This is a genomic window from Streptomyces sp. URMC 127 (assembly GCF_051386535.1).
In the GTDB taxonomy this organism is placed as follows: Bacteria; Actinomycetota; Actinomycetes; order Streptomycetales; family Streptomycetaceae; genus Streptomyces.
In genome coordinates this window covers 31,826-54,680 of sequence record NZ_JBPQTW010000006.1, presented here as the reverse complement: position 1 = coordinate 54,680, position 22,855 = coordinate 31,826, and the positions used below count along the sequence as shown (strand labels likewise).

General features: G+C 74.1%; 16 protein-coding genes. 8 read left to right on the top strand and 8 right to left on the bottom strand.

The window, feature by feature from the left end; genetic code table 11:
* Positions 1–132: 132 nt before the first annotated feature.
* On the bottom strand, positions 133–912 hold the full coding sequence (locus ACSNOH_RS03275) for a DeoR/GlpR family DNA-binding transcription regulator (RefSeq protein ID WP_436719632.1): 780 nt from the start codon (positions 910–912) through the stop codon (positions 133–135).
* Positions 913–1,159: 247 nt separating this feature from the next.
* On the opposite strand from ACSNOH_RS03275, the gene ACSNOH_RS03270 reads away from it, so the two are divergent.
* From ACSNOH_RS03270 to proP, 5 genes are all read left to right on the top strand, one after another.
* A complete protein-coding gene (locus tag ACSNOH_RS03270) occupies positions 1,160–2,791 on the top strand; it encodes an FGGY family carbohydrate kinase (RefSeq protein ID WP_436719631.1) in 1,632 nt (543 codons plus the stop codon).
* The gene (locus ACSNOH_RS03265) at positions 2,784–4,187 is read left to right on the top strand and encodes an FGGY-family carbohydrate kinase (protein ID WP_436719630.1); all 1,404 of its coding nucleotides are present in this window, start codon (positions 2,784–2,786) and stop codon (positions 4,185–4,187) included. Before ACSNOH_RS03270 ends, ACSNOH_RS03265 begins: the two co-directional genes overlap by 8 nt.
* Entirely contained in the window at positions 4,184–4,810 is a 627-nt protein-coding gene (locus ACSNOH_RS03260; protein ID WP_436719629.1) for a histidine phosphatase family protein, read from the top strand. The genes ACSNOH_RS03265 and ACSNOH_RS03260 overlap by 4 nt, the downstream gene beginning before the upstream one ends.
* A gap of 29 nt (positions 4,811–4,839) precedes the next feature.
* Positions 4,840–5,880, top strand: a complete 1,041-nt coding sequence (locus ACSNOH_RS03255; protein ID WP_436719628.1) for a 2-hydroxyacid dehydrogenase — start codon at positions 4,840–4,842, stop codon at positions 5,878–5,880.
* 217 nt (positions 5,881–6,097) lie between these two features.
* Entirely contained in the window at positions 6,098–7,594 is a 1,497-nt protein-coding gene (gene proP, locus ACSNOH_RS03250; RefSeq protein ID WP_436719656.1) for a glycine betaine/L-proline transporter ProP, read from the top strand.
* Between the two features lie 86 nt (positions 7,595–7,680).
* Here the strand turns inward: proP and ACSNOH_RS03245 are convergent, their stop codons facing one another.
* The 4 genes from ACSNOH_RS03245 to ACSNOH_RS03230 all read right to left on the bottom strand — a co-directional run bounded on the left by ACSNOH_RS03245 (position 7,681) and on the right by ACSNOH_RS03230 (position 13,565).
* The gene (locus ACSNOH_RS03245) at positions 7,681–9,204 is read right to left on the bottom strand and encodes a peptidoglycan DD-metalloendopeptidase family protein (protein ID WP_436719627.1); all 1,524 of its coding nucleotides are present in this window, start codon (positions 9,202–9,204) and stop codon (positions 7,681–7,683) included.
* Between the two features lie 194 nt (positions 9,205–9,398).
* The gene (locus ACSNOH_RS03240) at positions 9,399–10,001 is read right to left on the bottom strand and encodes a hypothetical protein (RefSeq protein ID WP_436719626.1); all 603 of its coding nucleotides are present in this window, start codon (positions 9,999–10,001) and stop codon (positions 9,399–9,401) included.
* Positions 10,002–10,068: 67 nt separating this feature from the next.
* The gene (locus ACSNOH_RS03235; protein ID WP_436719625.1) at positions 10,069–13,044 is read right to left on the bottom strand and encodes an AfsR/SARP family transcriptional regulator; all 2,976 of its coding nucleotides are present in this window, start codon (positions 13,042–13,044) and stop codon (positions 10,069–10,071) included.
* Positions 13,041–13,565 (bottom strand): hypothetical protein, encoded by a 525-nt coding sequence (locus ACSNOH_RS03230; protein WP_436719624.1) that lies wholly within the window; start codon positions 13,563–13,565, stop codon positions 13,041–13,043. Before ACSNOH_RS03230 ends, ACSNOH_RS03235 begins: the two co-directional genes overlap by 4 nt.
* 239 nt (positions 13,566–13,804) lie before the next feature.
* Here ACSNOH_RS03230 and ACSNOH_RS03225 point away from each other — a divergent pair, with 239 nt between their 5' ends.
* From ACSNOH_RS03225 to ACSNOH_RS03215, 3 genes are read left to right on the top strand one after another with little or no spacing between them, the layout of a single operon-like run.
* Entirely contained in the window at positions 13,805–15,214 is a 1,410-nt protein-coding gene (locus ACSNOH_RS03225) for a pyridoxal phosphate-dependent decarboxylase family protein (protein WP_436719623.1), read from the top strand.
* Positions 15,211–16,056 carry a hypothetical protein gene (locus ACSNOH_RS03220; RefSeq protein ID WP_436719622.1) on the top strand — a complete coding sequence of 282 codons (846 nt, stop codon included), beginning with the start codon at positions 15,211–15,213 and terminating at the stop codon, positions 16,054–16,056. Before ACSNOH_RS03225 ends, ACSNOH_RS03220 begins: the two co-directional genes overlap by 4 nt.
* Before the next feature lie 43 nt (positions 16,057–16,099).
* On the top strand, positions 16,100–18,934 hold the full coding sequence (locus ACSNOH_RS03215; protein ID WP_436719621.1) for a pyridoxal-dependent decarboxylase: 2,835 nt from the start codon (positions 16,100–16,102) through the stop codon (positions 18,932–18,934).
* Positions 18,935–18,982: 48 nt separating this feature from the next.
* On the opposite strand, the gene ACSNOH_RS03210 is transcribed toward ACSNOH_RS03215, so the two are convergent.
* The 3 genes from ACSNOH_RS03210 to ACSNOH_RS03200 all read right to left on the bottom strand — a co-directional run bounded on the left by ACSNOH_RS03210 (position 18,983) and on the right by ACSNOH_RS03200 (position 22,710).
* Positions 18,983–19,486, bottom strand: coding sequence for a hypothetical protein (locus ACSNOH_RS03210; protein ID WP_436719620.1), 504 nt, complete (start codon positions 19,484–19,486; stop codon positions 18,983–18,985).
* Between the two features lie 246 nt (positions 19,487–19,732).
* Entirely contained in the window at positions 19,733–21,214 is a 1,482-nt protein-coding gene (locus ACSNOH_RS03205) for an MFS transporter (protein ID WP_436719619.1), read from the bottom strand.
* Positions 21,211–22,710 (bottom strand): FAD-dependent monooxygenase, encoded by a 1,500-nt coding sequence (locus ACSNOH_RS03200; protein ID WP_436719618.1) that lies wholly within the window; start codon positions 22,708–22,710, stop codon positions 21,211–21,213. Before ACSNOH_RS03200 ends, ACSNOH_RS03205 begins: the two co-directional genes overlap by 4 nt.
* Positions 22,711–22,855 lie beyond the last annotated feature (145 nt).

Genomic DNA, 22,855 nt, shown 5'->3' with positions numbered 1-22,855 from the left:
CGGCCCTGCTCAGGAAGGTGCCGGCAGGGCTGCCGGCAGGGCCGTACACACCCTCCCGCGCGTGAAGTGTGCGTGAAGTTCACACGGGTCGCGCGGCGTCAGCGCGCAGACCTCACACAGGCCGCCGCCCCGTCAGCGCGCAGGGACGACGCGGACCTCGACGCCCTGCTCGCGCAGCCGCCGCACTTCCGAGGCCGGGGCGGCGTCGTCCACGAGGACCAGGTCGAAGTCGGTGAGCGGGGCCAGCGCGTACAGCCCCTGGTTGGCGAACTTGGTGTGGTCGACGAGCAGCACGCGCCGGCTCGCGGACGCCATCATCGCCCGCTTGACCTGCACCGTCTCCGGCGACATGTGGTAGCAGCGACCGCCGGTGACGGCGGTGGTCGACATGAACAGCACGTCGGCGCGGTACGCCTGCGCGCTCTGCGCGGCGTGCAGCCCCATGAAGGCGTCGTAGGCCGGGAAGTACGTGCCGCCGAGCGCGATCAGCGAGATCCCCGGCTCCCGGGCCAGCGCGGAGACGACGGGCAGGGCGTTGGTGATGACGGTCAGCGGTGTGCGGGCGGCCATCTGCCCGGTCAGGCCCAGGCAGGTCGTGGAGTCGTCGATCATGACGACCCGGCCCGGCGCGAGCAGCTCGGCCGCGGCGCGCGCCAGCCGCTGCTTGGTCTGCGCCATCGTCGTCATGCGTTCGCCGACGCTGCCGTGGAACTGTGCCGACGGCAGGCAGCTCGCGCCGCCGCGCACCTTGCGCAGCCATCCCTGGGCCTGCAGGGCGTCGAGGTCGCGGTGCACGGTCATCACGCTGACGCCGAACTCCTCGGCCAGCGCGGACGTCCGGACGAATCCCCTGTCCGCGACCAGGTCGCGCAGCTGCCGGCGCCGTTCCTCCTGGCCGTCCTCGCGGGTCACGCCGCCCCTCCTCCGTCGTGTGAAACTCACATGAACCTAACACGACGGTCGGCGGGCGTCTCCCGTCGGCGGCGGTCCCGCGCGGGACCTCACACCGCACGCGTCCTGCCGCGCGGGAAATGGGCCGTGGCCGATTGACGCCCCGTCCGGCGGCAGGTTTCGCTACGTCCGCGAACCGGCCGTCGTCCCCGGGGGCAGGGCCCTCCGCGGTGACGCGGCCACTGCGAAGAGGCAGGTATCCGAAGTCATGTCGGTTCTCACCATCGACGCCGGCACGTCGGTGATCAAGTCGGTCGTCTTCGACGACCAGGGGCAGGAGATCGCGGTCGCGCGCGTCGCCACCGAGGTCCTGCGGCCCCGCCCCGGCTGGGCGGAGCAGGACATGGACGCGGTGTGGGACGGCGTGGTCCGCACCGTGCGCAGCGCCCTGTCCGGGCTCGGCCCGGACGCCGGCCCCGTGCGGCTCGTGAGCCTCACCGCGCAGGGCGACGGCTGCTGGCTGGTCGACGACCGGGGCCGCCCCACCGGTCCGGCGGTGCTGTGGTCCGACGGCCGCGCGGGCGGGCTGCTGCGGCGCTGGGAGTCCGCGGGCGTCCTCGCGGAGGCCTACCGCCGCAACGGCTCCCTCACGTGCGGCGGCATGCCCAACGCGGTGATCAGCTGGCTGGCGGAGCACGACCCGGAGCGGCTCGACCGCTCCGCGACGGCGCTCACGGCGGCCGGCTGGCTGTTCCTGAAGCTCACGGGCGTCACCGCGATCGACGAGTCCGACGCGTCGGCGCCCTTCCTCGACCACGCCACCGGCGACTACGACCCGCAGGTCCTGGAGCTGTTCGGCCTCACCTGGGCGCGCCGCCTCCTGCCGCGCGTCCTGGGCGAGCACGAGCGCGTCGCCGAGATCACCGCGCGCACGGCCGGCGAGCTGGGCCTGCCGGCCGGACTGCCCATGGTCATGGCCCCGTACGACATCGCCGCGACCGCACGCGGCGCCGGCGTGGTCGACCCGGGGCAGGCCTGCGGCATCCTCGGCACCACCTTGTGCACGGAGATCGTCACCACGCGCGTCGACACCGCGGGCGAGCCCTGCGGCATCAACATCGCCTACGGGGGCCGCGATCGCGTCCTGCGCGCGTTCCCCACCCTCTCGGGCACGGAGGTCCTGGACTGGGCGGCGCGGACCCTCGGCGTCGCGGGGCCCGCCGCGCTGGGGGAGCTGGCGTTCGGCGGAGGGCCGGGCCGCGGGCGGGGCACCGGACCGGATGCCGGATCAAGTGCCGGATCAAGTGCGGGATCGACTGCAGGACCCGCCGTCGGGCCCGGCGCCGGAGGGCTCGCCTTCCTGCCGTACCTCTCCCCCGCCGGGGAACGCGCCCCCTTCCTCGACCCGCGCGCCCGCGGCACGTTCTGGGGCCTGTCGCTGGAGCACACCCCCGCCCATCTGGCCCGCGCCGTCTTCGAGGGCCTGTCCCTCGTGGTGCGCGACTGCCTGTACGCCTCCCGCACCGAGGTCCGCGAACTGCGCCTGTGCGGCGGCGGATCGGCCAGCGACGACTGGTGCCGCCTGATCGCCGACGTCACCGGGGTGCCCACGGCCCGCAGCACCGACACCGAACTGGGAGCCAAAGGCGCGTTCCTGACCGGGCTGGTGCTCACCGGAGCGGAGAGCAGCATGGGCGAAGCAGCCGCCAAGTACGTGCGGATGCGCGCCGGATGGGAACCCCGCCCCGAACGCAGCGCCTTCTACGACGAGCTCTACGCCGGCTTCCTGACCTGGCGCGACGCCGCCCGCTCCCTGGGCTGGGCGTCCGCAGCCACGCCCGCGCACGTACCGGCGCAGGCGTCGGCCCCCGCACCCGTAGCGAAAGCCGCACATGCCTGATTCCCCGATCCCCGCCTCCCGGCCGCTGAGCAGCCGGCGCGAGGGCGTACGCCACGAGCAGGACCCCGAGCAGTGGTGGACGGCACTCGCCTCCGCCTGCCGCGAAGCCCTCGCCGGCATCGCTCCCGAGCGGGTGCGCGGCCTGGCGGTCGACGCCACGTCCGGCACGATCCTGCTGGCCGGCAGCCGGGGCACGCCGCTCACCCCCGGCCTGATGTACGACGACGGACGGGCCCACGCGTACACCGGACGCGTCAACACCACCGGCCGCGCGGCGTGGGAGGCATCCGGCTACCGCTCCATGCAGGCGTCCTGGGCACTGCCGAAGCTGCTGTGGCTGCTGGACCAGGGGCCGCTGCCCGCCGGTGCGCGACTGCTGCACCAGCCGGACCTGATCACCTGGCGGCTCACCGGACAGCAGACCGCCACGGACGCCAGCCACGCCCTCAAGACCGGCTACGACCTTGCCGGGGAACGCTGGCCGGAGGCGGAGCTGTCGGCCCTCGGCGTCCCGGACGGGCTGCTGCCCGACGTCGTGCGCCCCGGAACCGTCCTCGGCACCGTGTGCGCCGGCGCCGCGCGCGAGACCGGCATCCCCGCCGGCACTCCGGTCGTCGCGGGCATGACCGACGGCTGTGCCGCGCAGATCGGGGCGGGGGCGCTCGCACCGGGCGCCTGGAACTCCGTCCTGGGAACCACCCTCGTCCTCAAGGGCGTGAGCCGCGGCCTGGTGCGGGACCCGGCGGGCGTCGTCTACTGCCACCGCGGACCCGGCGGCCGGTGGCTGCCCGGCGGGGCGTCCAGCAGCGGCGCCGGGGTGATCGCCCGGCACTTCCCCGGGGCCGATCTCGGCGCCCTCACCCGGCAGGCCGCCGCGTCCGGTTCCACGGACATCGCCTATCCGCTGACCGGCGGGGGCGGGGAGCGCTTCCCCTTCCGCGCCCCCGAAGCCACGCCCTTCGTCCTGGGCGAGCCCTCCGGCGACGCCGAGCGCTTCCACGCCCTGCTCCTCGGCGTGGCCTGCCTCGAACGGCTCTGCTTCGACTACCTGGAGCTCCTCGGCGCCCCGGTGGACGGCCCGGTCGCGCTCACCGGCGGCGGGGCCCGCAACGCCTACTGGTCGCAGCTGCGGGCCGACGTGCTGGGCCGCGCGGTCCGGCTGCCCGAGCGGTCCGGGAGCGCCACCGGCATGGCGGTGCTCGCCGCGACCGCCTCGGGCGCCACGCTGGAGGACGCGGCGGCCGCCATGGTCCGGATGCGCGCGGAGCTGCACCCCGACCCGGCGCGCACCGCCCGCCTGCTCCCCCGCTACCTCGACTTCGCCGACGAACTGACCCGCCGCGGCTGGCTGGACCCCGCCGTGGCGGCGCACGCCCGCAGAAAGGCCGAGCAGTGACCGACTTCCTCCTCGTACGCCACGGCGAGACCGCCTGGCACGCCGAGAACCGCTACGCGGGCCGGACCGACGTGGCCCTCACCGAGCGCGGCCGCCGGCAGGGCGAGGCGCTCGCCGCCTGGGCGGCCGGGCAGGAGCTGGACGCCGTGATGTGCTCGCCGCTGTCGCGCGCCGGCCTCACCGCGCAGCCCGCCGCGACGGCGCTGGGGCTGCCCCTGCGCGTGGACGAGCGGCTGACCGAGGTCGACTTCGGGCGCGGCGAGGGGCTGACGCGCCGGGAGATGGCCGAGGCGTTCCCCGCCGAACTGGCCGCCTTCCTGGACGACCCGGTGACCCATCACCTGCCCGGCGGCGAGGACCCCGCGGCGGCCGCCGCCCGCGCCGTCGCCTGCCTGACGGAGACCGCACGCGACCTCCCCGGCGGCCGCGTCCTCGTGGTGGCGCACTCCACCCTGCTGCGCCTCGCCCTGTGCGCGCTGCTCGGCATCCCCCTCTCCCGCTACCGCGCCGTCTTCCCGGCCCTGGAGAACGGGGCCCTCACCGAGCTGCGGCTGCGCGAGGGGCAGGCGTCCCTGCTGCGGCTCAACGCGCCGGTCACCGCCGGCAACCCCAGCCACGTCTGACCCTTCCCACCGTCTCCAGGAGCACCACCGTGACCACCACCGTCCTCGCCGCGGGCGACCACTTCGTCCTCCCCCGTCTGCTGACCGGCGAACTCCGCGCCGCAGCGCCGCAGGCCGCGCTCGACGTGCGCGAGCTGACCCTGCCCTGGCCGCACACGCCGTTCGGGCCGGTCGGCGAGGTCGACGAGGCGTCGGGCACGGAGGACGAGCTGATCGAGGCGCTGCGCGGGGTGCGCGTGTGCGTCACCCAGATGGCGCCGCTCACCGAACGGGTCCTCAAGGCCTGCCCCGACCTGGAGCTGTTCTGCGTGAGCCGCGGCGGCCCGGTCAACGCCAACCTGGCCGCCGCCACCCGCCACGGCGTGGCCGTCAGCTACGCGCCCGGCCGCAACGCCACCGCCACCGCCGAGCACACCCTGGCCCTGCTGCTGGCCGCCGCCCGCGGCGTCGGCGACGTCCACACCGACCTCAAGCGGGGCACGTGGCGCGGCGACTACTACGACTACGACGCCTGCGGCATCGAGATAGAGGGCTGCGTCGTCGGACTGGTCGGCTTCGGTGCCATCGGCTCCCGCGTGGCCCGTGTTCTGGTCGCCATGGGCGCGCGCGTCCTGGTGCACGACCCGTACGTGCCGGCCGAGGCGCTCGCCGGCCTGGCCGAGCAGGTCACCCTGGAGGAGCTGCTCGGCCGCTCCCGCATCGTCTCGCTGCACGCGCGCGTGACGGACGAGACCCGCGGCCTGATCGGCCGCGCGCAGATCGCGGCCATGCCGCGCGGCTCCGTGCTCGTCAACTGCGCGCGCGGCGCCCTGGTCGACTACGACGCCGTCTGCGACGCCCTGGAGTCCGGGCACCTGGCCGGCGCCGGGTTCGACGTCTTCCCCGCCGAACCGGTGCCCGCCGGCGCCCGCCTGCTGTCCGCTCCGGGCGTGGTGCTCACCCCGCACATCGCGGGCGGCAGCCGGCAGGTCGCCCACAAGGCCGCCCGGATCGTCGCCGCGGAGGTCGGCCGCTTCCTGAGCGGCAAGCCCCTGGCGCACTGCGCCAACCCGGAGGTGCTGGCGGCCTGAAGCCGCGCCTGGCCGTTACCGCGTTCCGGGGTAATCCGGGGTAAACGGGGGAGTACTGGTGTGGCGCAGCCCGCACCGCGCGTCGTGTGTGAAGACTTAGGGCGTAGCCGACCCCGCAGGTGGAGCAGTGAGCGCCGATCGCAGAAGGTTCCCGGGCAAGCAGCCCGCATCCGGGCGCGGCGCCCCGCAGCGCGGCGGGACGTCGGCCACCGACCGGATGCTCAGGACGCTGCTGCGGCGCCGCAAGAAGATGCTGACCATCGAGGACGTCACCGTCACGGACCGCCCCGAGGTCCACCGCGCCGTCTCCGCCGCGGCGCTCGGCAACATGATGGAGTGGTTCGACTTCGGGGTGTACGCCTATATGGCGGCCACGCTCGGCAAGGTCTTCTTCCCCTCCGGCTCGTCCGGCGCACAGGTGATCGCCGCCTTCGCCACCTTCGCCGCGGCGTTCGTGGTGCGGCCGCTCGGCGGCCTGGTCTTCGGCCCGCTGGGCGACCGCATCGGGCGGCAGCGGGTGCTCGCCGCCACCATGATCATGATGGCGGTCAGCACGTTCGCGGTCGGCCTGCTGCCCGGGTACGCCACGGTCGGCGTCGCCGCGCCCGTCCTGCTGCTCGTGTGCCGGCTGGTGCAGGGCTTCTCCACGGGCGGCGAGTACGCGGGGGCCACCACGTACATCGCCGAGTACGCCCCGGACGAGCGCCGGGGGTTCCTCGGCAGCTGGCTCGACTTCGGCACCTTCGTCGGCTACGCGCTCGGCTCGGGCCTGGTGACCGTGCTCACCGCGGCCCTGGGCACCGACGGCCTGACCGACTGGGGCTGGCGGCTGCCGTTCCTGGTGGCCGGGCCGCTCGGGCTGATCGGCCTCTACATGCGCATGCGCCTGGAGGAGACGCCCGCCTTCCGCGCGGAGGCGGAGAGCGAGGCGGATCTGGCCCACGCCGAGGAGGGCCGCCAGTCCGGGCACGGCCGGCTCAAGGAGATCTTCACCGGGCACTGGCAGGCCGTGCTGATCTGCATGGGCCTGGTCGTGGTCTACAACGTCACCAACTACGTCGTGACGTCCTACCTGCCGACGTTCATGACCGAGACGCTCGGTCAGAACCCGACGACCGCGCAACTGCTCGTCCTGGCGACGATGGTCCTCGTCGCCCTGACCATCACCACCGTGGGCCGCCGCTCGGACACCTGGGGGCGCCGCCCGCTGTTCATGACCGGCAGCGCCGCCCTGGTCGCCCTGGCCGTGCCGGCATTGCTGCTGATCCGGGCCGGCGGCGCGCTGCTGCCGGCCCTCGGCTGCTTCATGCTCGGCCTGCTGCTCGTGGTCTTCGCCGGCACCTCCGCGGCCACCCTTCCGGCGCTCTTCCCGACGCGTATGCGCTACGGCGCGCTGTCGGTCTCGTACAACATCTCCGTCTCGCTCTTCGGCGGCACGACACCGCTGGTCGTCTCGGCGCTGCTGGAGAGCACCGGCAACAAGATGATCCCCGCCTACTACCTGATGGGCGCGGGTGTCATCGGCTTCTTCTCGGCCTTCTTCCTCCACGAGACGGCGGGCAAGCCGCTGCGCGGCTCGGGCCCGATGGTGGAAACACCGGAACAGGCCCACCAGCTGGTCGCCCGCAGCCGCGCCGAGGCGGGCCGCCGGGCCCGGAACGTGTGGATGCACCTGCGGCATCCCGGGCGGCACCGGCACCACGGGGAGCGGTGACCCTCCCGCTTACGTCCGGGCAGCGCGGCAGGTGTACCGCGGCCGGCCGGGCCTCGTCGGTCCGGCCGGCCGTGGACGGTGCCGGGTCACGTGATCGGCGGGCCGGAGGTGCTGTTCACCCGGGCCCACTGCGACCAGGTGCTGAACCCGGTCTGCCACTTGTGGGTGACCCCGTCCCGGCCGGTGCCGAAGACCTCGATGCGGCCGTCGGCGTTGGCAGCGGCGGTGATCCCGGTTCCGCCGGCGCCGAAGTCGTCCCAGTCGCTGTAGGCGGCGTTCAGGCCCTTCTGCCAGATGTGCGCGGCGGTGTCACCGTTGACGGCGAAGACCTCCACGCGCCCGTCGGCGGTGCGGTCGCTCGTGAGCCGGGAGTCGGCGGGGCCTCGCACGGGCTCCCACTCCGACCAGCTGGTGGGGTTCGTCTGGTACTTGTGGAACACCCCGACAGGGCCAGAGGCGAACACTTCGAGCCGGCCGTCGGCATTGTGGTCGACCGTCAGGTCGTGGCCTCCGCCGCCGAAGTCCTCCCACTGCGACCAGCCGCCGTTGACGGCGGTCTGGTACTGGTGCTGGAAGACGCTTCCGTTGAGCACGAACACCTCAAGACGGCCGTCGGGAGCCTTCTCCATCTTCACCCGGCCGGCCGCGGGGCCACCACCCGTGGGTTCCCAGCCCGACCAGCCGCCGTTGGGCGCGGTCTGATACCGGTGGAAGACGCCTCCCGGACCGGAGGCGAACACCTCGATGCGGCCGTCGGCATTGACCCCGGCTGCGACCGTGCTTCCGCCGGTACCGAATTCCTCCCAGTCCGACCAGGCCCCGGACGGCGACAGCTGGTAGCGGTGCCGGACGGTGTCTGCGTTGACCGCGAACGCCTCCAGGCGGCCGTCGGCGTTGGGGGCGATCGCGAGCTGCGCGTTGCCGGGGCCGCCCGTCCGTTCCCACTCCGACCAGCCGCCGTTGGCCCGGGTCTGCCAGGCGTGGTGCACCCCGTCGGCCCCGGCCGCGAAGATCTCCAGCCGGCCGTCGGCCGACCGTGCCGACACCACCCGGCCCGGCTCCACCGGATACACGAGCGGCGCCGGCGCGGGCCGCCGGCCCGGCGTGCACGGCATGCCCACGCCGCGTTCCTCGAGGTAGGGGACGGGGTCGATGCCGCGGTTCATGCTGGTGTCGCGCCGTACCCGCAGGTGCAGGTGGGGGCCGGAGGCTTCGCCCTCGGCGCCCATGAGCGCGATGCGCTGCCCGGCCGTCACCCGGTCCCCCACGGCCACGTCCCGCTGGAACATGTGCCCGTACTCGGTCACCGTCCCGTCGGGGTGCAGGATGCGGATCCACTGGCCGTAGCCCTGGGCGGGACCGGAGTTGATGACCTCGCCGTCGCCGACGGCGTAGATCGGTGTGCCGTAGTCGTTGGCGATGTCGATGCCGTCGTGGTTGCGGGCTCCGCCGTAGGGGTCGGAGATGAAGCCTGCCGCCGGGCACGAGGCGGCGAATCCGGCGGCTCGGGCTTGCGCGGCGGCCGGGGGCGTCGTCACCAGCGCGGGCAGTGCGGTGACTGCCGCGGCGAGAACGAAGCGCAGTGCGCGTCCGGAGAGACCGTGGAGCACGTGGCGTCCTTCCCCCTCGGGTCAAATCGGAACGGGACGGGTGGGGTGCGTCGCGGCTCGTCGGGCGACGGCTCGCGCGAACCGGCGAGGGGAACGCTAGCCACGGCTGCCCGCTGAGGGCACCGGAACGCTACGGGTTGACGGCGGCCGGCCCCGCCGGTGCGGGGGCAGGGCTACCGCCCGGGCGGTACGGGTCAGCCGGTGAAGCTGACCGAGCTGGCCTGGTCGTTCATGGCGTCGCCGACGTAGGGGACGTTGCCGCGGAAGGTCTGGCTGAAGCCGCGGAAGTTGTCGTGCTGGTAGAGGGTGATGTCGCACTGGCCGGAGGCGGTGGAGCTGATCGCGTCGTTCCAGTCGGACCCCATGGTGGCGAACTCCGGGTAGCGGAAGCCGCAGCCGAGGCTGCCCGTGAAGGTGACCGAGCCGCCGCCGAAGTCCTTGTCGCGGTAGACCGTGGCGAGAGCCCGGTTCTCGGGGGCGGCGGACCGGGCGCTCTTCGCGAGCTTGATGCCGTGCTCGCTGCGCGGACCGCTCAGGCGCTCCTGGAACTTCTGGTCCTTGACCGCGGCCCGGGCGTCGTTCGGGGCGTCGGTGACGCGGCCCTTCGTACCGTAGGCGACGGCCTCTCTGTAGGTGGCGAAGCACGCCTTGTCGCCGTCGTCGGTGTTGACCACGCAGTGCTGGTTCGCCGTGCTGCGCGCGGGCCCGGACTCCTGCGCGAAGGCGGGGGAGGCGAGGGCGGCCACGGTGGCCAGGGTGCCGAGGCCGAGGGCGGCGAGGGTGCGAGCGGACTTCATCGGGTTCCTCCTGGAGATCGGTGGGAGTGGCGGTTCTTGCTGTGTCACGGAGACTGCCGCCCGCCGTTCACCGCGCGATAAACGGAGCTGTTGCGAGCAGCCCGCGGATCTGTTCGGCGTCCTGCTCGGCCCGCAGGCCCTCGAAGAGGGCCAGGGCGGCCCGCAGGCAGGCGTCGGCGCGGGCCTGCTGCCCCAGGTGGACGAGGCTGCGGCCGAGGGTCCTGAGCAGACCGCCTTCCAGCATCGCGCTGACCTTGCGGGCCAGCGGCAGGAACGTCTCGGCGGTCTGCGCCGCGAGCGCGTACCCCTCCTCGCCCTCCTGCTCCGCGTGGAGTTCGGCGATCAGGTTGCCGGACGCGGCCTCGAAGGAGGACACGTTCAGGGTGCGGAAGAGGGCCAGGCCGGCACCGGCCCGGCGCAGGGCCTCGTCCCGGTCGCCGCACAGCCGCAGGACCCGGGCCAGGTAGTACAGGCCGATGGCCGTGGACACCGACTCCCGGCCGCCGAGCAGCTCCGCTCCGCGCTCGGCCGCCGCCCGCGCCTCTGTGAGGCGGCCCTGACGGGCGTAGTTGAAGGCGAGCTCGCCCAGCGCGGTGCCCTCGGCGGTCGCCGCGCCCAGCGTGCGGAAGAGCCGCACCGACGCCTCGCCGTGCACGAGCGCGTCGTCGAAGCGGCCGCGGACCCGGGCGTGGGCGCACAGGGTGAGGTGGGCCGAGGCGCGCAGCCGCAGGCCGGCGTCGCCCTCGCAGAGTCCGAGGCTGCGATGGAGCTCCTTGTGCGCCTCGGGGAAGGAGTTGGCGTGCCACAGGGCGTTCCCTCGTACGTAGCGGGCGAGGGCCTCGGAGGGCCTGTCGCCGCGTCCGGCGGCGACCTCGGCGACCCGGCGGGCCAGTTCGGACACCGCGGTCAGGTGGGTGATGCCGGAGAGCACGGTGTTCAGCCGGTCGGCGAGATCGGCGGCCTGGGCCAGCGGCAGGACGTCGTCGGCGCAGGCGCGGGCGATCAGGGCGCGTTGCAGGGCGGTTTCCTCGCGCATCCAGTCGGTGGCCTCCTGCGCGGTGGCGAAGGCGAGGCCGGGCGAGGCGGGCGCGGCGTCGATGAGCGTGCGTTCGTCGGGTCCGGCCGCGTGGGCGACGGCGTCGGCGTTGCGGGCGGTGGCCAGGCAGAAGTCGAGGAGGCCGGCGAGGGCGCGGGAGGTCGTCGCGGGAGGGTCCTCGCGGGTGTTCCGGGACCGGGCGAAGGCGCGGACGAGGTCGTGGAAGTGGTAGCGGTCCAGGCGGTGGGTCTCCAGGAGGCTGAGTTCGACGAGGGATTCGAGGAGCTCCTCGGTCTCCTCGGTGCCGAGTCCCAGCAGGGCGGCGGCGCTCGGCAGGGCGAGGTCGGGTACGTCCAGGACGGACAGCAGCCGGAAGGCGCGGGCCTGTTCGGTGGTGAGCGTGGCGTAGGAGAGCTCGAAGGCGGCGTCCACGGCGGCGTCACCGGTGCGCAGTTCGTCCAGGCGGCCGCGTTCGTCGGCGAGGCGGCGGACCATGCCGGCGAGGGACCGGCCGGGTTCCGCCGCCAGGCGGGAGGCGACGATCCGCAGGGCCAGCGGCAGGTGGCCGCAGGCGGCCACGAGCGCGGCGGCGGCCTCGGGCTCGGCGTCCACGGCGCGCCGGCCGGCGGTCCGCCGCAGCAGGTCGAGGGCCTCGGCCTGCGGCATGACGTCCAGCCGCAGGTGCCGCGCCCCGGCCAGCCCGGTGAGCCAGGCGCGGCTGGTGACCAGGACGGCGCAGTCGGCGGTGCCGGGGATCAGCGGTCTGAGCTGCTCGCAGGAGGCCGCGTTGTCCAGCAGCAGGAGCATCCGGCGGTCGGCCAGCAGGGAGCGGTAGAGGGCCGTGCGCTCGCCGGCGTCCTCCGGGATGTCCTCGTCGGCGATGCCCAGCCCGCCGAGCAGGGTGGCCAGTACGGCATGGGGGTCGAGGGGTGCGGCGTCGGCGCCGCGCAGGTCGGCGTAGAGGCGTCCGTCGGGGAAGGCGTCCTCGCCGAGTGCGTGGGCGGTGTGGACGGCGAGGGTGGTCTTGCCGACGCCCGCCATGCCGTTGACCGCCGAGACGACGACGGCCGAGGTGTCCGGGCCGGTGAGCATGCCGGTGAGCTCCCGGAGCTGCTCGTCGCGTCCGGTGAAGCCGGTGACGGGGGAAGGAAAGGCGCTGCCCGGCGAAGGGGAGGCTCCGCCCGGGGGCTGCGGCCGGCGGTCCGTCCCGGGGCGGCGCAGGGTGGGGTCCGAGCGCAGGATCCGCTGGTGCAGCGCGGTGAGTTCGGCGCCGGGGGCGCGTTCCGCGGGCGGCAGGTGGCCGAGTTCGGTGGCGAGGTGGCGCCGGGTGTCCTCGTACACGCCCAGGGCCTCGGCCTGGCGGCCGGAGCGGTACAGCGCCAGCATCTGCACCGCGCGCAGCCGCTGGCTCGACGGGTGTTCCATGACCAGGGCGCCCGCCTCGGCCACGAGGTGGGGCCGGTCGCCGAGCTCGGCGTCGAGTTCGAGCCGGGCCTCCAGCAGAGCCCTGCGCACCTGCGCGCAGCGGGCGCGCAGGGCTCTGGCGTGGGGGCCGTGGAGTCCGGCCAGCGGTTCGCCGGTCCACAGCTCCAGGGCGCCGGCCAGGATGTCGCGGGCCTGCCCGGGGGTGCCGCCCGAGGCCCGGATCTCCCGGGCCCGCGCCAGGGCTCGTTCGAAGGCCCAGGTGTCCACGGCGGGGGCGGGCACCCGGAGCGCGTAGCCGTTGCCGACGGTGGCGAGCAGCGGCTCGGCGGTGTGCCGGGCGAGGGCCCGGCGCAGCCGCCACACGTGGGTGCGGACGGAGTGCTCCGCCCGGGAGGGGCGGTCGCCCTCGTCCCACACCCCTTCCACGAGCAGCGGCAGGGCCACGGTCCGGCCGGCGGCGGCCAGCAGGACCGCGAGCACCTCGTGCGACCTGGACTGGCCGAGTTCCACCGGCACGCCGTCGCACCAGGCCCGCACCGGGCCGAGCAGGGCGAATCTCAGTCCCGGGGCGGGGGCGTTCACCGGGTGAAGGAGCCGCAGGGGGGCTGGAGGCCGAAGGACGCCGACCAGAGCGGTATGTAGTACGGGGCCTCGCTGTCCTGCCCCGCCACGATCGCCATGTCGCCGTGGGAACGGACCATGAGCTTGGTCCAGGGCATGTGCGGGCAGTCCGCGCTGCCGGTCCGGCTCTGCCAGAGCTCGGTGCCGTCCTGCGCGGTGACGACGAGGTTGCCGTCGGCGCGCAGCTCCGCTCTGTTCCCCTCGCCGGTGGTGCCGGAGTGCCAGCGCAGCTGCCGGCCGGTGCCGTCGGCGCCGGAGGTGTAGAGGGCGAGGTCTCCGTCGTCCTGCATGACGAGGTGGGCGTTGCCGCTCTCCAGGCCGGCGCCCGGGGTCAGGGTGCCGCCGTTGACGAGGGTGTCGGACGCGGTGGGCGCGGCGTGTGCCGTGCCGCCGGCGGTCAGGAGCCCGCCGGCCGCGAGTAATGCGGCGGCCGTGAGGGCTGCGGCGCGGGTCTTGAGCGGGCGGTTGGTTTGCATCGACATGGCGGGACCTTTCCGGTGGGGTGGTGCGTCCTTTACCGAGTGGTCTCGACCATCGTGGGCAGCACTGTATAAACGGTCAACAATCTCTAAACAGACAAACCCGGGGGCGGGCGCGCTCCGTCCCGAGCAACCAAACGGCCCACTTGCCTCGTTCAGGCGATTGCCGCCGATTGTCGTGATGGGGTTATTTTCCGCCGCTATGGTGATCGGGTCATGGGAGGCCGGGACCGGGGGTGGGCATGGAGCTGGCGTACTGGCTCGGGCGGGGAGCCGAGGCTTTCCGGGAGTGGGCGCGCACGTACGACGAGTTCGCGCCGCATGCCGCGACGGCGGTCGACGAAGCGGCCTGTGAGGTGGCGTTCGAGGAGCTGATCGCCCGGCTGCGCGGCAGTTACCCGTTCTTCCACCCCTGCTACGCGGGTCAGATGCTCAAGCCGCCGCACCCGGTGGCGGTCGCCGGCTATGCGGCCGCCATGCTGGTCAACTCCAACAACCACGCGCTGGACGGCGGTCCGGCGACCTCCGTCATGGAGGAGGAGGTGGTGGAGCAGCTCGCGGAGATGGCCGGTTTCGAGGCCCACGTGGGGCACCTGACCAGCAGCGGCACCCAGGCGAACCTCGAAGCGCTGTTCGTCGCCCGCGAGAGCCGCCCCGGTACGGGGGTCGCCGTCAGCGCCGAGGCGCACTACACGCACGCGCGGATGTGCCATCTGCTGGGCGTCCCCGTCCTCACCGTGCCGGTGGACGCTCGCGGGCGCATGGACATGGGCGGGCTGGAGCGGCTGCTGTCCACCGGGGCCGCCGGGACGGTCGTCGCCACCACGGGCACGACCGCGCTGGGAGCCGTCGATCCACTGCACCGCATCGTCCCGCTGGCGCGCCGGTACGGGGTGCGCGTCCATGCGGACGCCGCTTACGGCGGCTTCTTCCGGCTGCTGGCCGACGGGGAGCAGGCGCCCGTCGCGCCGGAGACCCGCGAGGCTCTGCGCGCGCTCGCGCAGTGCGACTCGGTGGCGATCGATCCGCACAAGCACGGCCTCCAGCCGTACGGGTGCGGGGCGGTGCTGTTCGCGGACCCGGACGTCGCCCGGTTCTTCCGGCACGACTCGCCCTACACCTACTTCACCTCCCGCCGGCCCCACCTGGGGGAGATCAGCCTCGAATGCTCCCGCTCCGGCGCGGCCGCCGCCGCCCTGTGGCTGACGCTGAAGCTGCTGCCGCTCACCCCCGGCGGGCTCGGAGCGGTGCTCGCCGCCGGGCGGCGGGCCGCCGTCCGCTGGGCCGGGCTGATCAGCGACTCCCCGTACCTGGAGCCGTACCAGCCTCCCGAACTCGACATCGTGACGTACTACCCGGCTCCCCCGGGCAGTTCACCGCCCTGCCTGTCCCGTGTCGGCGCGGCGAGCAAGGAGGTGATGCACCGGGGAATGAACGCCAAGGAGGACCCCGTCTTCCTCAGCGTCGCCCGTGTCACCGCCGGGGCGTTCACCGCCCGCCACGCCGGTGCCGTCGCGGACGCCGGCGACACCCACGTGCTGCGCAGCGTGCTGATGAAACCGGAGAGCGAGCCGTATCTGGAGCGCCTGCACCAGCGGGTGGAGCGGCTGGCCAAGACGTCGTGGCACGCTGCCCGGGAGTGCGGCGGATGAACGGCGACACGCCGCCGGCACCGCTGACGCCGCTGACCCTGGCCACCGACGCGCGCATCCCCGCGCGGGCGGCGGCCGGTGCCACGACCGCCGACTACGACCGCTACTTCCACATCGCGCGTCGGGCGCCGGACCTGACAGTCTGGACGCGCGATGTGCTGGCGCTCCAGGCAGCCGTCCTCGCCGACCTTCCGCACACCGGCCTGGACGACTCCCAGCGTGCCGCGGTCCTGACCGGTCTGTTGCACGCCTCGCACGCCACCCTCGCCGCGTGGGCGCGATCCGCTGCGGGATCCTCGGCGGACGGTCCCGCCGACGGCCCGGGCGACGCGCTGCGCCGCTGGAAACTCGGCCACCAGCTCTTCCACCTCCTGCTGACCACCATGAACAGCACCCTCGACGACACCTTGGCCGCAGTGGGCGCGGCACGGTGGACGTCCGCCGGCCACGGCCTGGAGCGGCTGCGGACGCTGTACGACGCGGCCACCGCCGCCATGGCCTACGCCTCGGACTTCCCCGCCTCCGTCTACGCGCACGACGTACGGCCCACGATGGAGCCGCCGTTCACCGCACCGGGCTTCTCGGGAACGCTCAATCGGGAGCACCACGTCATGACCGAGCGGATGCACGCCCTCAGGGCCGCGCTCGCAGACCTGTCACGCCCGTCACCGCCGGCACCTCCCCTCGCCGCGATCCACCACGAGGCGGCCCTGCTGCGGGCGGCGCAGCGACGGAACAGGAAGGCCCACGCGGCGATCTGCGAGCGCTGCGTGCCGGACGGCGCCTCGCTCCTGCGTCAGCACACCACCCGGCAGAGGAGCGGCCGTGCAGCATGTGAGTGAGGGGGTGAGCGCCGCGTCGCGGGCCGTGAGAAACGCGGAGGACGTGGAGGACATCGATGGCGTGGACGCGGAGGCCGGTCTGCGGCTGCTGGCCGGTCTCGTGGACGAGGTCGTGTGGCTCGACCACTGCCCCGCCGTAAGCGCGTCCTTCCAGCCGGCGCCCGCCTGGCTGCGGCACGAGCCCGTCTCGGCCTGGCAGCCGTTGCCGGACCTCCCGCCCGGCCTGCTGCCGTGCCCGCCCGATCCACGCCGCGTCTGTGTGTCCTTCGCTCCGGAGCACGGGGACAACGCCCGTACGTGGGCCCGCACGCACGGCTACCGGCTGCTGGCCCCGGAGGCCAGTGTCACGGCGTGGGCCGCCGACAAGATCAGGGCCACCCGGCTGTTCGCCGAAGCCAGGGTCCCCGTCCCGCCCTTCCTGGTGATCCCCGCGGCGGACCGCGAGCCGGCGGAGGCGTACTGGAGCGGCCGGTGGCCGCGGGCCGTCGCCCAGCGGGCGGCGAACAACCTCATCGGCCGCGGGACCGTCCTCGTCGACGGGCCGCCCGGCTTGCGGGCCTGCCTGGACGCCTGGCCGGACGAGCCCGTCAAGCTCAGCCGCTTCGCTCCCGGGATCTCCCTGACCGTCACCGCGTGCGCCGGGCCGGACCGCACCGTCGTCTCGGCCGTCTCCCACCAGCTCGTCGGGCTGCCCGAGCTGGGCGCCTCCTGGGGCGCGCACTGCGGCAACCAGCTCGTCGGCCCGGACGACCTGCCCGAGGGGCTGTACGGACAGGCCCGGGCGGCCGCGTACCGCGTGGGCGAGGTCCTGCGGAGACGTGGTTTCCGCGGTGTCTTCGGCCTGGACCTGGTGGGGGAGGGCGGCCTGCTGCGCGCCGTCGAGGTCAATCCGCGCTTCCAGACGGTGGTGTCCCTGGTCCAGGCAGCCGAGAGCGCGGCAGGACTTCTGCCGGCCCTGGGCCTGCACGTCCTGTCCTTCCTCCGTCCCGCCCTGCCCCCGCCGGCGGCCCGGCAGTTGCCTCGCGGCGTGCGCCCCAGTCAGCTCGTGGTGCACGCCCGTACGGATACCGTGGTGCGCCGCCTTCCTCCGGCGGGGCGCTACCGCAGGGACGGCCGCGCGGTGAGCGGGCCGCTTCACGGGCCGCCCGTGATGTCCCGGCCGGCCGGCGACGAGGCCCTGTGGTGGGCCGTCGCCCGCTCCGGGCCGGTCGCCGCGGGCCAGGAGCTGGCGCTGGTCCAGTTCCCGGGGCCGGTCGCGGAGCTGCGGCCCCGTCCGCGCCTGCGGCCCGGCGCGGCTGCCTGGATCGCGAGCCTCCTGCCGGACGCGGCGCAGGACGCGGAGGAAGACGCGGACGAGGGGGACGAGCACGCCGGAGCGGGCGGGCGTGCCGGGAAGGGCGAGCGGGGCACCGGGGGCCAGGACACGAGCAGTGAAGCGGAGCCGCCTCTGCTGCGGATGAACGCACGGGAGATGCGCGAGGCCGGACGCCACGCCGTCGACCTTGTCATCGACCGGATGACCACCCACGGCTCCCGGCCGCCCTGCCACGCCCCCTCCCCCGGCGCTCTGCGGGCCGCCCTCGACGAACCCCTCCCCGAACACGGCACCCGCGACCTGCCCGGCCTCCTCGACCACGTCACCGAGCGGGCGCTCGCCGAGGCGACCCGGCTGGACCACCCGCGCTGCTTCGCCTTCGTGCCCTCCACCGGCAACTTCCCGGCCGTGCTCGCCGACGCGCTGGCCTCCGCGTACCTCTCCGTCCCCGGCGCCTGGCTCGTCGGAGCGGGCCCCACCCAGATCGAACTGACCACGCTGCGCTGGCTGAAGACGTTCCTGGGCCTGCCGGACAGCCACGGCGGCCTGTTCGTCAGCGGCGGTTCCGTCGCCAACCTGACCTGCCTGGCCGTAGCCCGCGACCACCGGCTCGACGGCCCGCAGCCGTACGCCCGTCTGTACTGTTCCACCCAGGCCCACCCCTCCGTCGCACAGGCGGCGCACCTCCTGGGCCTCACCCGCGAGCAGCTCACCGTCCTGCCCCCGGACGACGACCTGCGCCTGGACGCCGGTGCCCTGGCCGAGCGCATCGGCCGTGACCGCCGCGCGGGACTGCGTCCCTTCGCCGTCGTCGCCACGCTCGGCACGACCGGCACCGGGGCCGTCGACCCGCTCGACCGCGTGGCCGGTCTGTGCCGGGAGGAAGGCCTGTGGCTGCACGTCGACGGCGCCCACGGCGCGGCCGTCGCCGGCACCCCGCGCGGTCACCATCTGCGCAACGCCCTCGGCCGGGCCGACTCCCTCACCGTCGACCCGCACAAATGGCTGTTCCAGCCCTACGAGATCGGCTGCGTGCTGCTGCGGCGTCCCGAACTGCTCCCGAAGACCTTCGGTGTCACGCGCCACGCCCTGGACCAGGGGTATCTCCGGCCGGCCCACCCCGCCGCCCCGGCATGCGAGGAGGTCCGCCTCTCCGACCACGGCCCGCAGCAGAGCCGCGGTCTGCGCGCCCTGAAGCTCTGGCTCTCCCTGAAGACCTTCGGCGCCGGAGCCTTCCGCCGGGCCGTCGAGCAGGGCGCGGAGCTCGCCGAGTACGCCGCCGGGCTCGTGGAGGCCCACCCGGAGCTGGAGCTGGTCACGCCGCCCGGTCTCGCCATCCTCACCTTCCGCTACCGGCCTCGCGACGCGCCCGCGACGTGGGACGCCGACGCGGCGCAGGCGCGCATCAGCCGGAGGGTGTGCGCCGACGGCGGGGCGGTCCTGCTCACCACGACGGTGCGCGGGGCCACTGTGCTGCGCATGTGCACGATCAACCCCACCAGCACGCGTGCCGACGCCGCGTACGTGCTGGACCTGGTCATCCGCTACGGCCGCGACCTCTGACGCGATGCGGCCCCCGGACGGGAGGGGCCGGGCCGCTCGGTCGGCCGCTCAGGCGATCACCAGCGTCGACGGCCCGGTGATCAGCTCCACCCCGCCCTTCGACGCGCACTTCAGCGGATCGAGCGTGGCCTGGACCCCGGGCGAAGCCACCGTCCGTCCCTTGAACCTCCCCTCCACCGCCCGGCCCGCGACCAGGACGACCGCCTGGCCGGCGACCTGCTGGACGTTCCCCACGTGGTAGACGACCGTCGTCCGCTCCCCGGTGTTCCAGACGATCCGCTCCACGGTGGTCGCATCGGAGAAGAAGCAGCCGTTCCGCCCGCCACCGCTGATTGAGGACGTCCCCGACCGCAGCGCCGGGTCCGTGGAAAGACAGCTGTACGCACCGCTGCCGCCGATCCGGGTCCGCTGCGCGGCCAACGACAGACCGGGCGAGAACGAGATGGTGTTGCTCCCCGCGCAGCTCACGGCAGGGGTAGCAGCAGCGTGCGAGGGATGCGCCAGCGCATCAGGCGCCACGTGCACCAGTGCGGCGAGCGACGCCGCCACCACGCACCCGAGCCTCCTGCCCCACGAGAACCGTCCGCCCATATCCGCCCAGCCCCTCCCGCAAAGCCGTCACGTACCGACGGCAGCATCCTTCCGCTCCGGCCCGCAGCACGTCCGGCGCACGACGCGGAAGCCGGTGACGAGCAGCAGCACGGCGCCCCCGGGCGGCGCGGAAGCCCGTCAACACGCCCCGGCCCGACCGCGTCCCTCCCGGCACGGAACCGGCGCCGCCGGTTCTCGCAGAAGTGCTCACGCAAGCGGTTCGTCACCTTGCCTCCTCCTCCCTTCGTGTCGCCGTCCCGTCAGCGCGAAAGCCGCGGCCGCAGTGAGCAGTCCCAGGAGAGAAACCGCCGGCTGGGTGCCCGGTGGCGTGCCGAGCGCATCGCAGACCGATGCCCCGCAGGTGCGGGGAGGATGCCCGGCCAGGACGAGTGCGGCTCCTGCTGCCGCCGGCCCCGTCGCGCCACCGAGCATGGCGAACGTCGTCGCCGTTGCGGCCGATTGCGCGGTGCGGTGGGACGCGTGACTGCGGCTGACGACGGTCATGGCAGAGCCGTTGGCCAGGCCCAGGCCGCATCCCACGCAAGCGCAGGCGGCACTGAGCAACCACAGCGGCGCGGGGTGCCCCTGTCCGCAGCCGCTGATGAGCATTCCGGCCGCGATGCACACAAGCCCGGTTCGCATGAGGCGTGAGCCGTCGCGGTGTTCACCGGTCCGCTGGGCGGCCAGGCGGGCGGTGAAGACGGCGGGGACCGCGGCAGGCAGGGCGATGAGCGCTGCCGAGAGCGGGCTCAGACCGTGTGCGCGGGTGAGGGTGAAGTAGGTGAGGAACGTGAAGGCCGAGTTCGCGCCGAAGAGCACCAGCAGGACGAGCAACGCCCGGCGCGTGGTCGCCTGTCGCAGCAACCCGGCGTCCAGGGCGCCCCGAGGGCTCTGAGGGCCACGTCGCGTTCGGAAGACGAGAAGACCGGTCAGTGCGGCGGTCAGCAGCCCCGTCGACGCCCGTGCCGGTGCGGAAGCGGTGACCGTGGGAGCGGTCAGCGCGATCAGCGCAGTGACGGCGGCCGCGGTGCACAGGGTGATGCCGGCGATGTCCACAGGCTGCCGAGGCGGTGTTGCCGAGGGTCCGGCTTCGCCGAGTGCGTGAAGGGCGCAGCCCGCACTGACGGTCGCGAGGAGGGCGAGGGCACCGAAAACCGCCCGCCAGTCCAGCAGGCCGGTGAGCAGGCCACCGGCTACCGGCCCGAGGCAGGAGGCCGCGGCGGCGGTGGAGACCCACCCCGCAACGGCATGCGGCTCGTGTTCCGTTCTCCGGCGCAGGGTGAGCAGGAGGGCGAGGCTGACGGGCGAGAGGGCAGCGCCACCGATGCCCTGGACCAGCCGGGCCGCAATGAGGACGGCGGCGGTGGTGGCCGCGGCGGCCAGCAGGCTTGCCGCGGCGAAGGCGGTCAAGGCGACGAGCAGGATACGGCGGGCACCGTACTGGTCGGCGAGGTGGCTCACCCCGAGCTGCAGGGGGCCGCAGGTGAGTTGATAGGCGGCGGCGAACCACTGGGTCCGGACGGCGCCCATCTCCAGGTCGGCCGCGACTGCGGGCACGGCCGCCGTGACCGAGGCGATGGCGAGCGCCCCGCAGAGCAGCGCCGCGTAGCAGGCGAAGGGGGCGAGGTACCGTACGCGGCCGGGCGCCTCTGCCGGGGCCCGGCCGCCGTCCGGTGCGCCGGGACTCACAGGTAGTGCCCGTCCGGACGGACGATGCACGGCTGCCGCCGGGCCGCGGACCGGACGGTCACCATGGGCAGCGTGATGCCGGGTGCCCGGGCGTCCGGCGTGCCGTGGACGGGGGTCAGGTGCACGTGGTGGCCCGCCCTGAGCGCCTCGAACAGCCTTCCGGGGGCGGTGGTTGCCGTGACCAGGAGCGGCACGTCAGGGGCTGCCGCGCCACTGCGGATGCACGTTCCGCGCCGCGTGGCGCTTTCCGGCAGACCGGCCAGGAGCGCGGCGAGGCGTCGTCGCGGGAGGCGTGGGCGAAGGGCGGTGAGGACGGTGGCGCGCAGTGCGTGCCCCCAGGGCGAGGGCAGCGCGTTGAAGTGGAGCATGGCGGCGGTGAGCCGCATGACGTGGGCGGCGGAGCGGCGCCGTTCCTCGGCGTAGGCGTCCAGCAGTACCTCGTGACGAGGCTCCGTGACTGCCGCTGCGAGGCGCCACCCCAGGCTCATGGCGTCGGCCAGGCCCGTATTGAGGCCCTGCCCGCCGGTGGGTGGGTGAACGTGGGCGGCGTCGCCCACCAGCACGACGCGGTGGTGCCGGTACCGGGCCGCGTGGCGGTGCTCGCAGCGATAGCGGCTGAGCCACTCGATCTCGCGCAGCGCGAGCTCGCGGCCCGCGATCCGGCACAGCAGCTCCTGGACCGGGGCCGCGTCGCGGAAGCCGGCCTGTGTGCTGGAGGCGCCGGCCTGTGTGCCGAAGGTGTTGGCCCGTGTGCTGGAAGCGCCGGCCTGTGTGCCGAAGGCGCCGGCCCGGGCGTCGCGGGCCCCGGGGTCGCGGTAGGGGTAGAGGATGACGCGCCAGCGTCCGTCGCCGAACGGCAGGAGCAGCACCATGCCGTCCAGCCCCCAGCGGCTCCACGGCTGTTGCGGCTCGAAGTCGAGCCGCGCGTCGACCGAGATGACGTCGTAGGGGTGCACGGTGCGCGACGCGGCTATGCCCGACAGCCGGCGCACGGCGCTCCGGGCGCCGTCGCATCCGGCGATGTAGGCGGCGCGTATCCGCCGCGTGCCGCCCGGACGCCGGACGGTCAGCTCGGCACATTCCTCGTCCTGCCGCATTCCGATGACTTCCGTGCCGCGCGCGATGAGTGCGCCGTTCTTGAGGGCGTACTCCTCCAGGAGCTCCGTGGTCCGGTGCTGAGGCAGAGCGAGTGCATACGGAAAGGAGCTGTTCAGTCCGGAGAAAGGCGCGACTGATCCTTCGGAACCCAGGGGGTAGTGCCGGTAGCGGTGGCCTTGGGCGACAAACGGCTCGGCGTTTCCGCGCATGTCGAGGAATTCCAGGGTACGGGAATGCAGGACAAGTGCACGTGTCGCCTGCGGCGGCCGGACATCCCGTTCGAGCACGACACAGCTGATACCCCGAAGGCCCAGTTCCCCGGCCAATTGCAGACCGACCGGGCCGCCTCCGACCACGGCGACCTGAACCGCATCGGGCAAGGGCGTGACGTCGGTCATCCGGCGAATTCCTTCGTCCGTCCTCCCGTTGACCGGTCCAGGCTGACAGCCGGCTCCGCGGGTGTCCAGACCGGCTCGGCCCGGCCAACGGGATCACGATTCATAGGATTTTCATCATTACATCTGACCCGTTGACCACCCGTGC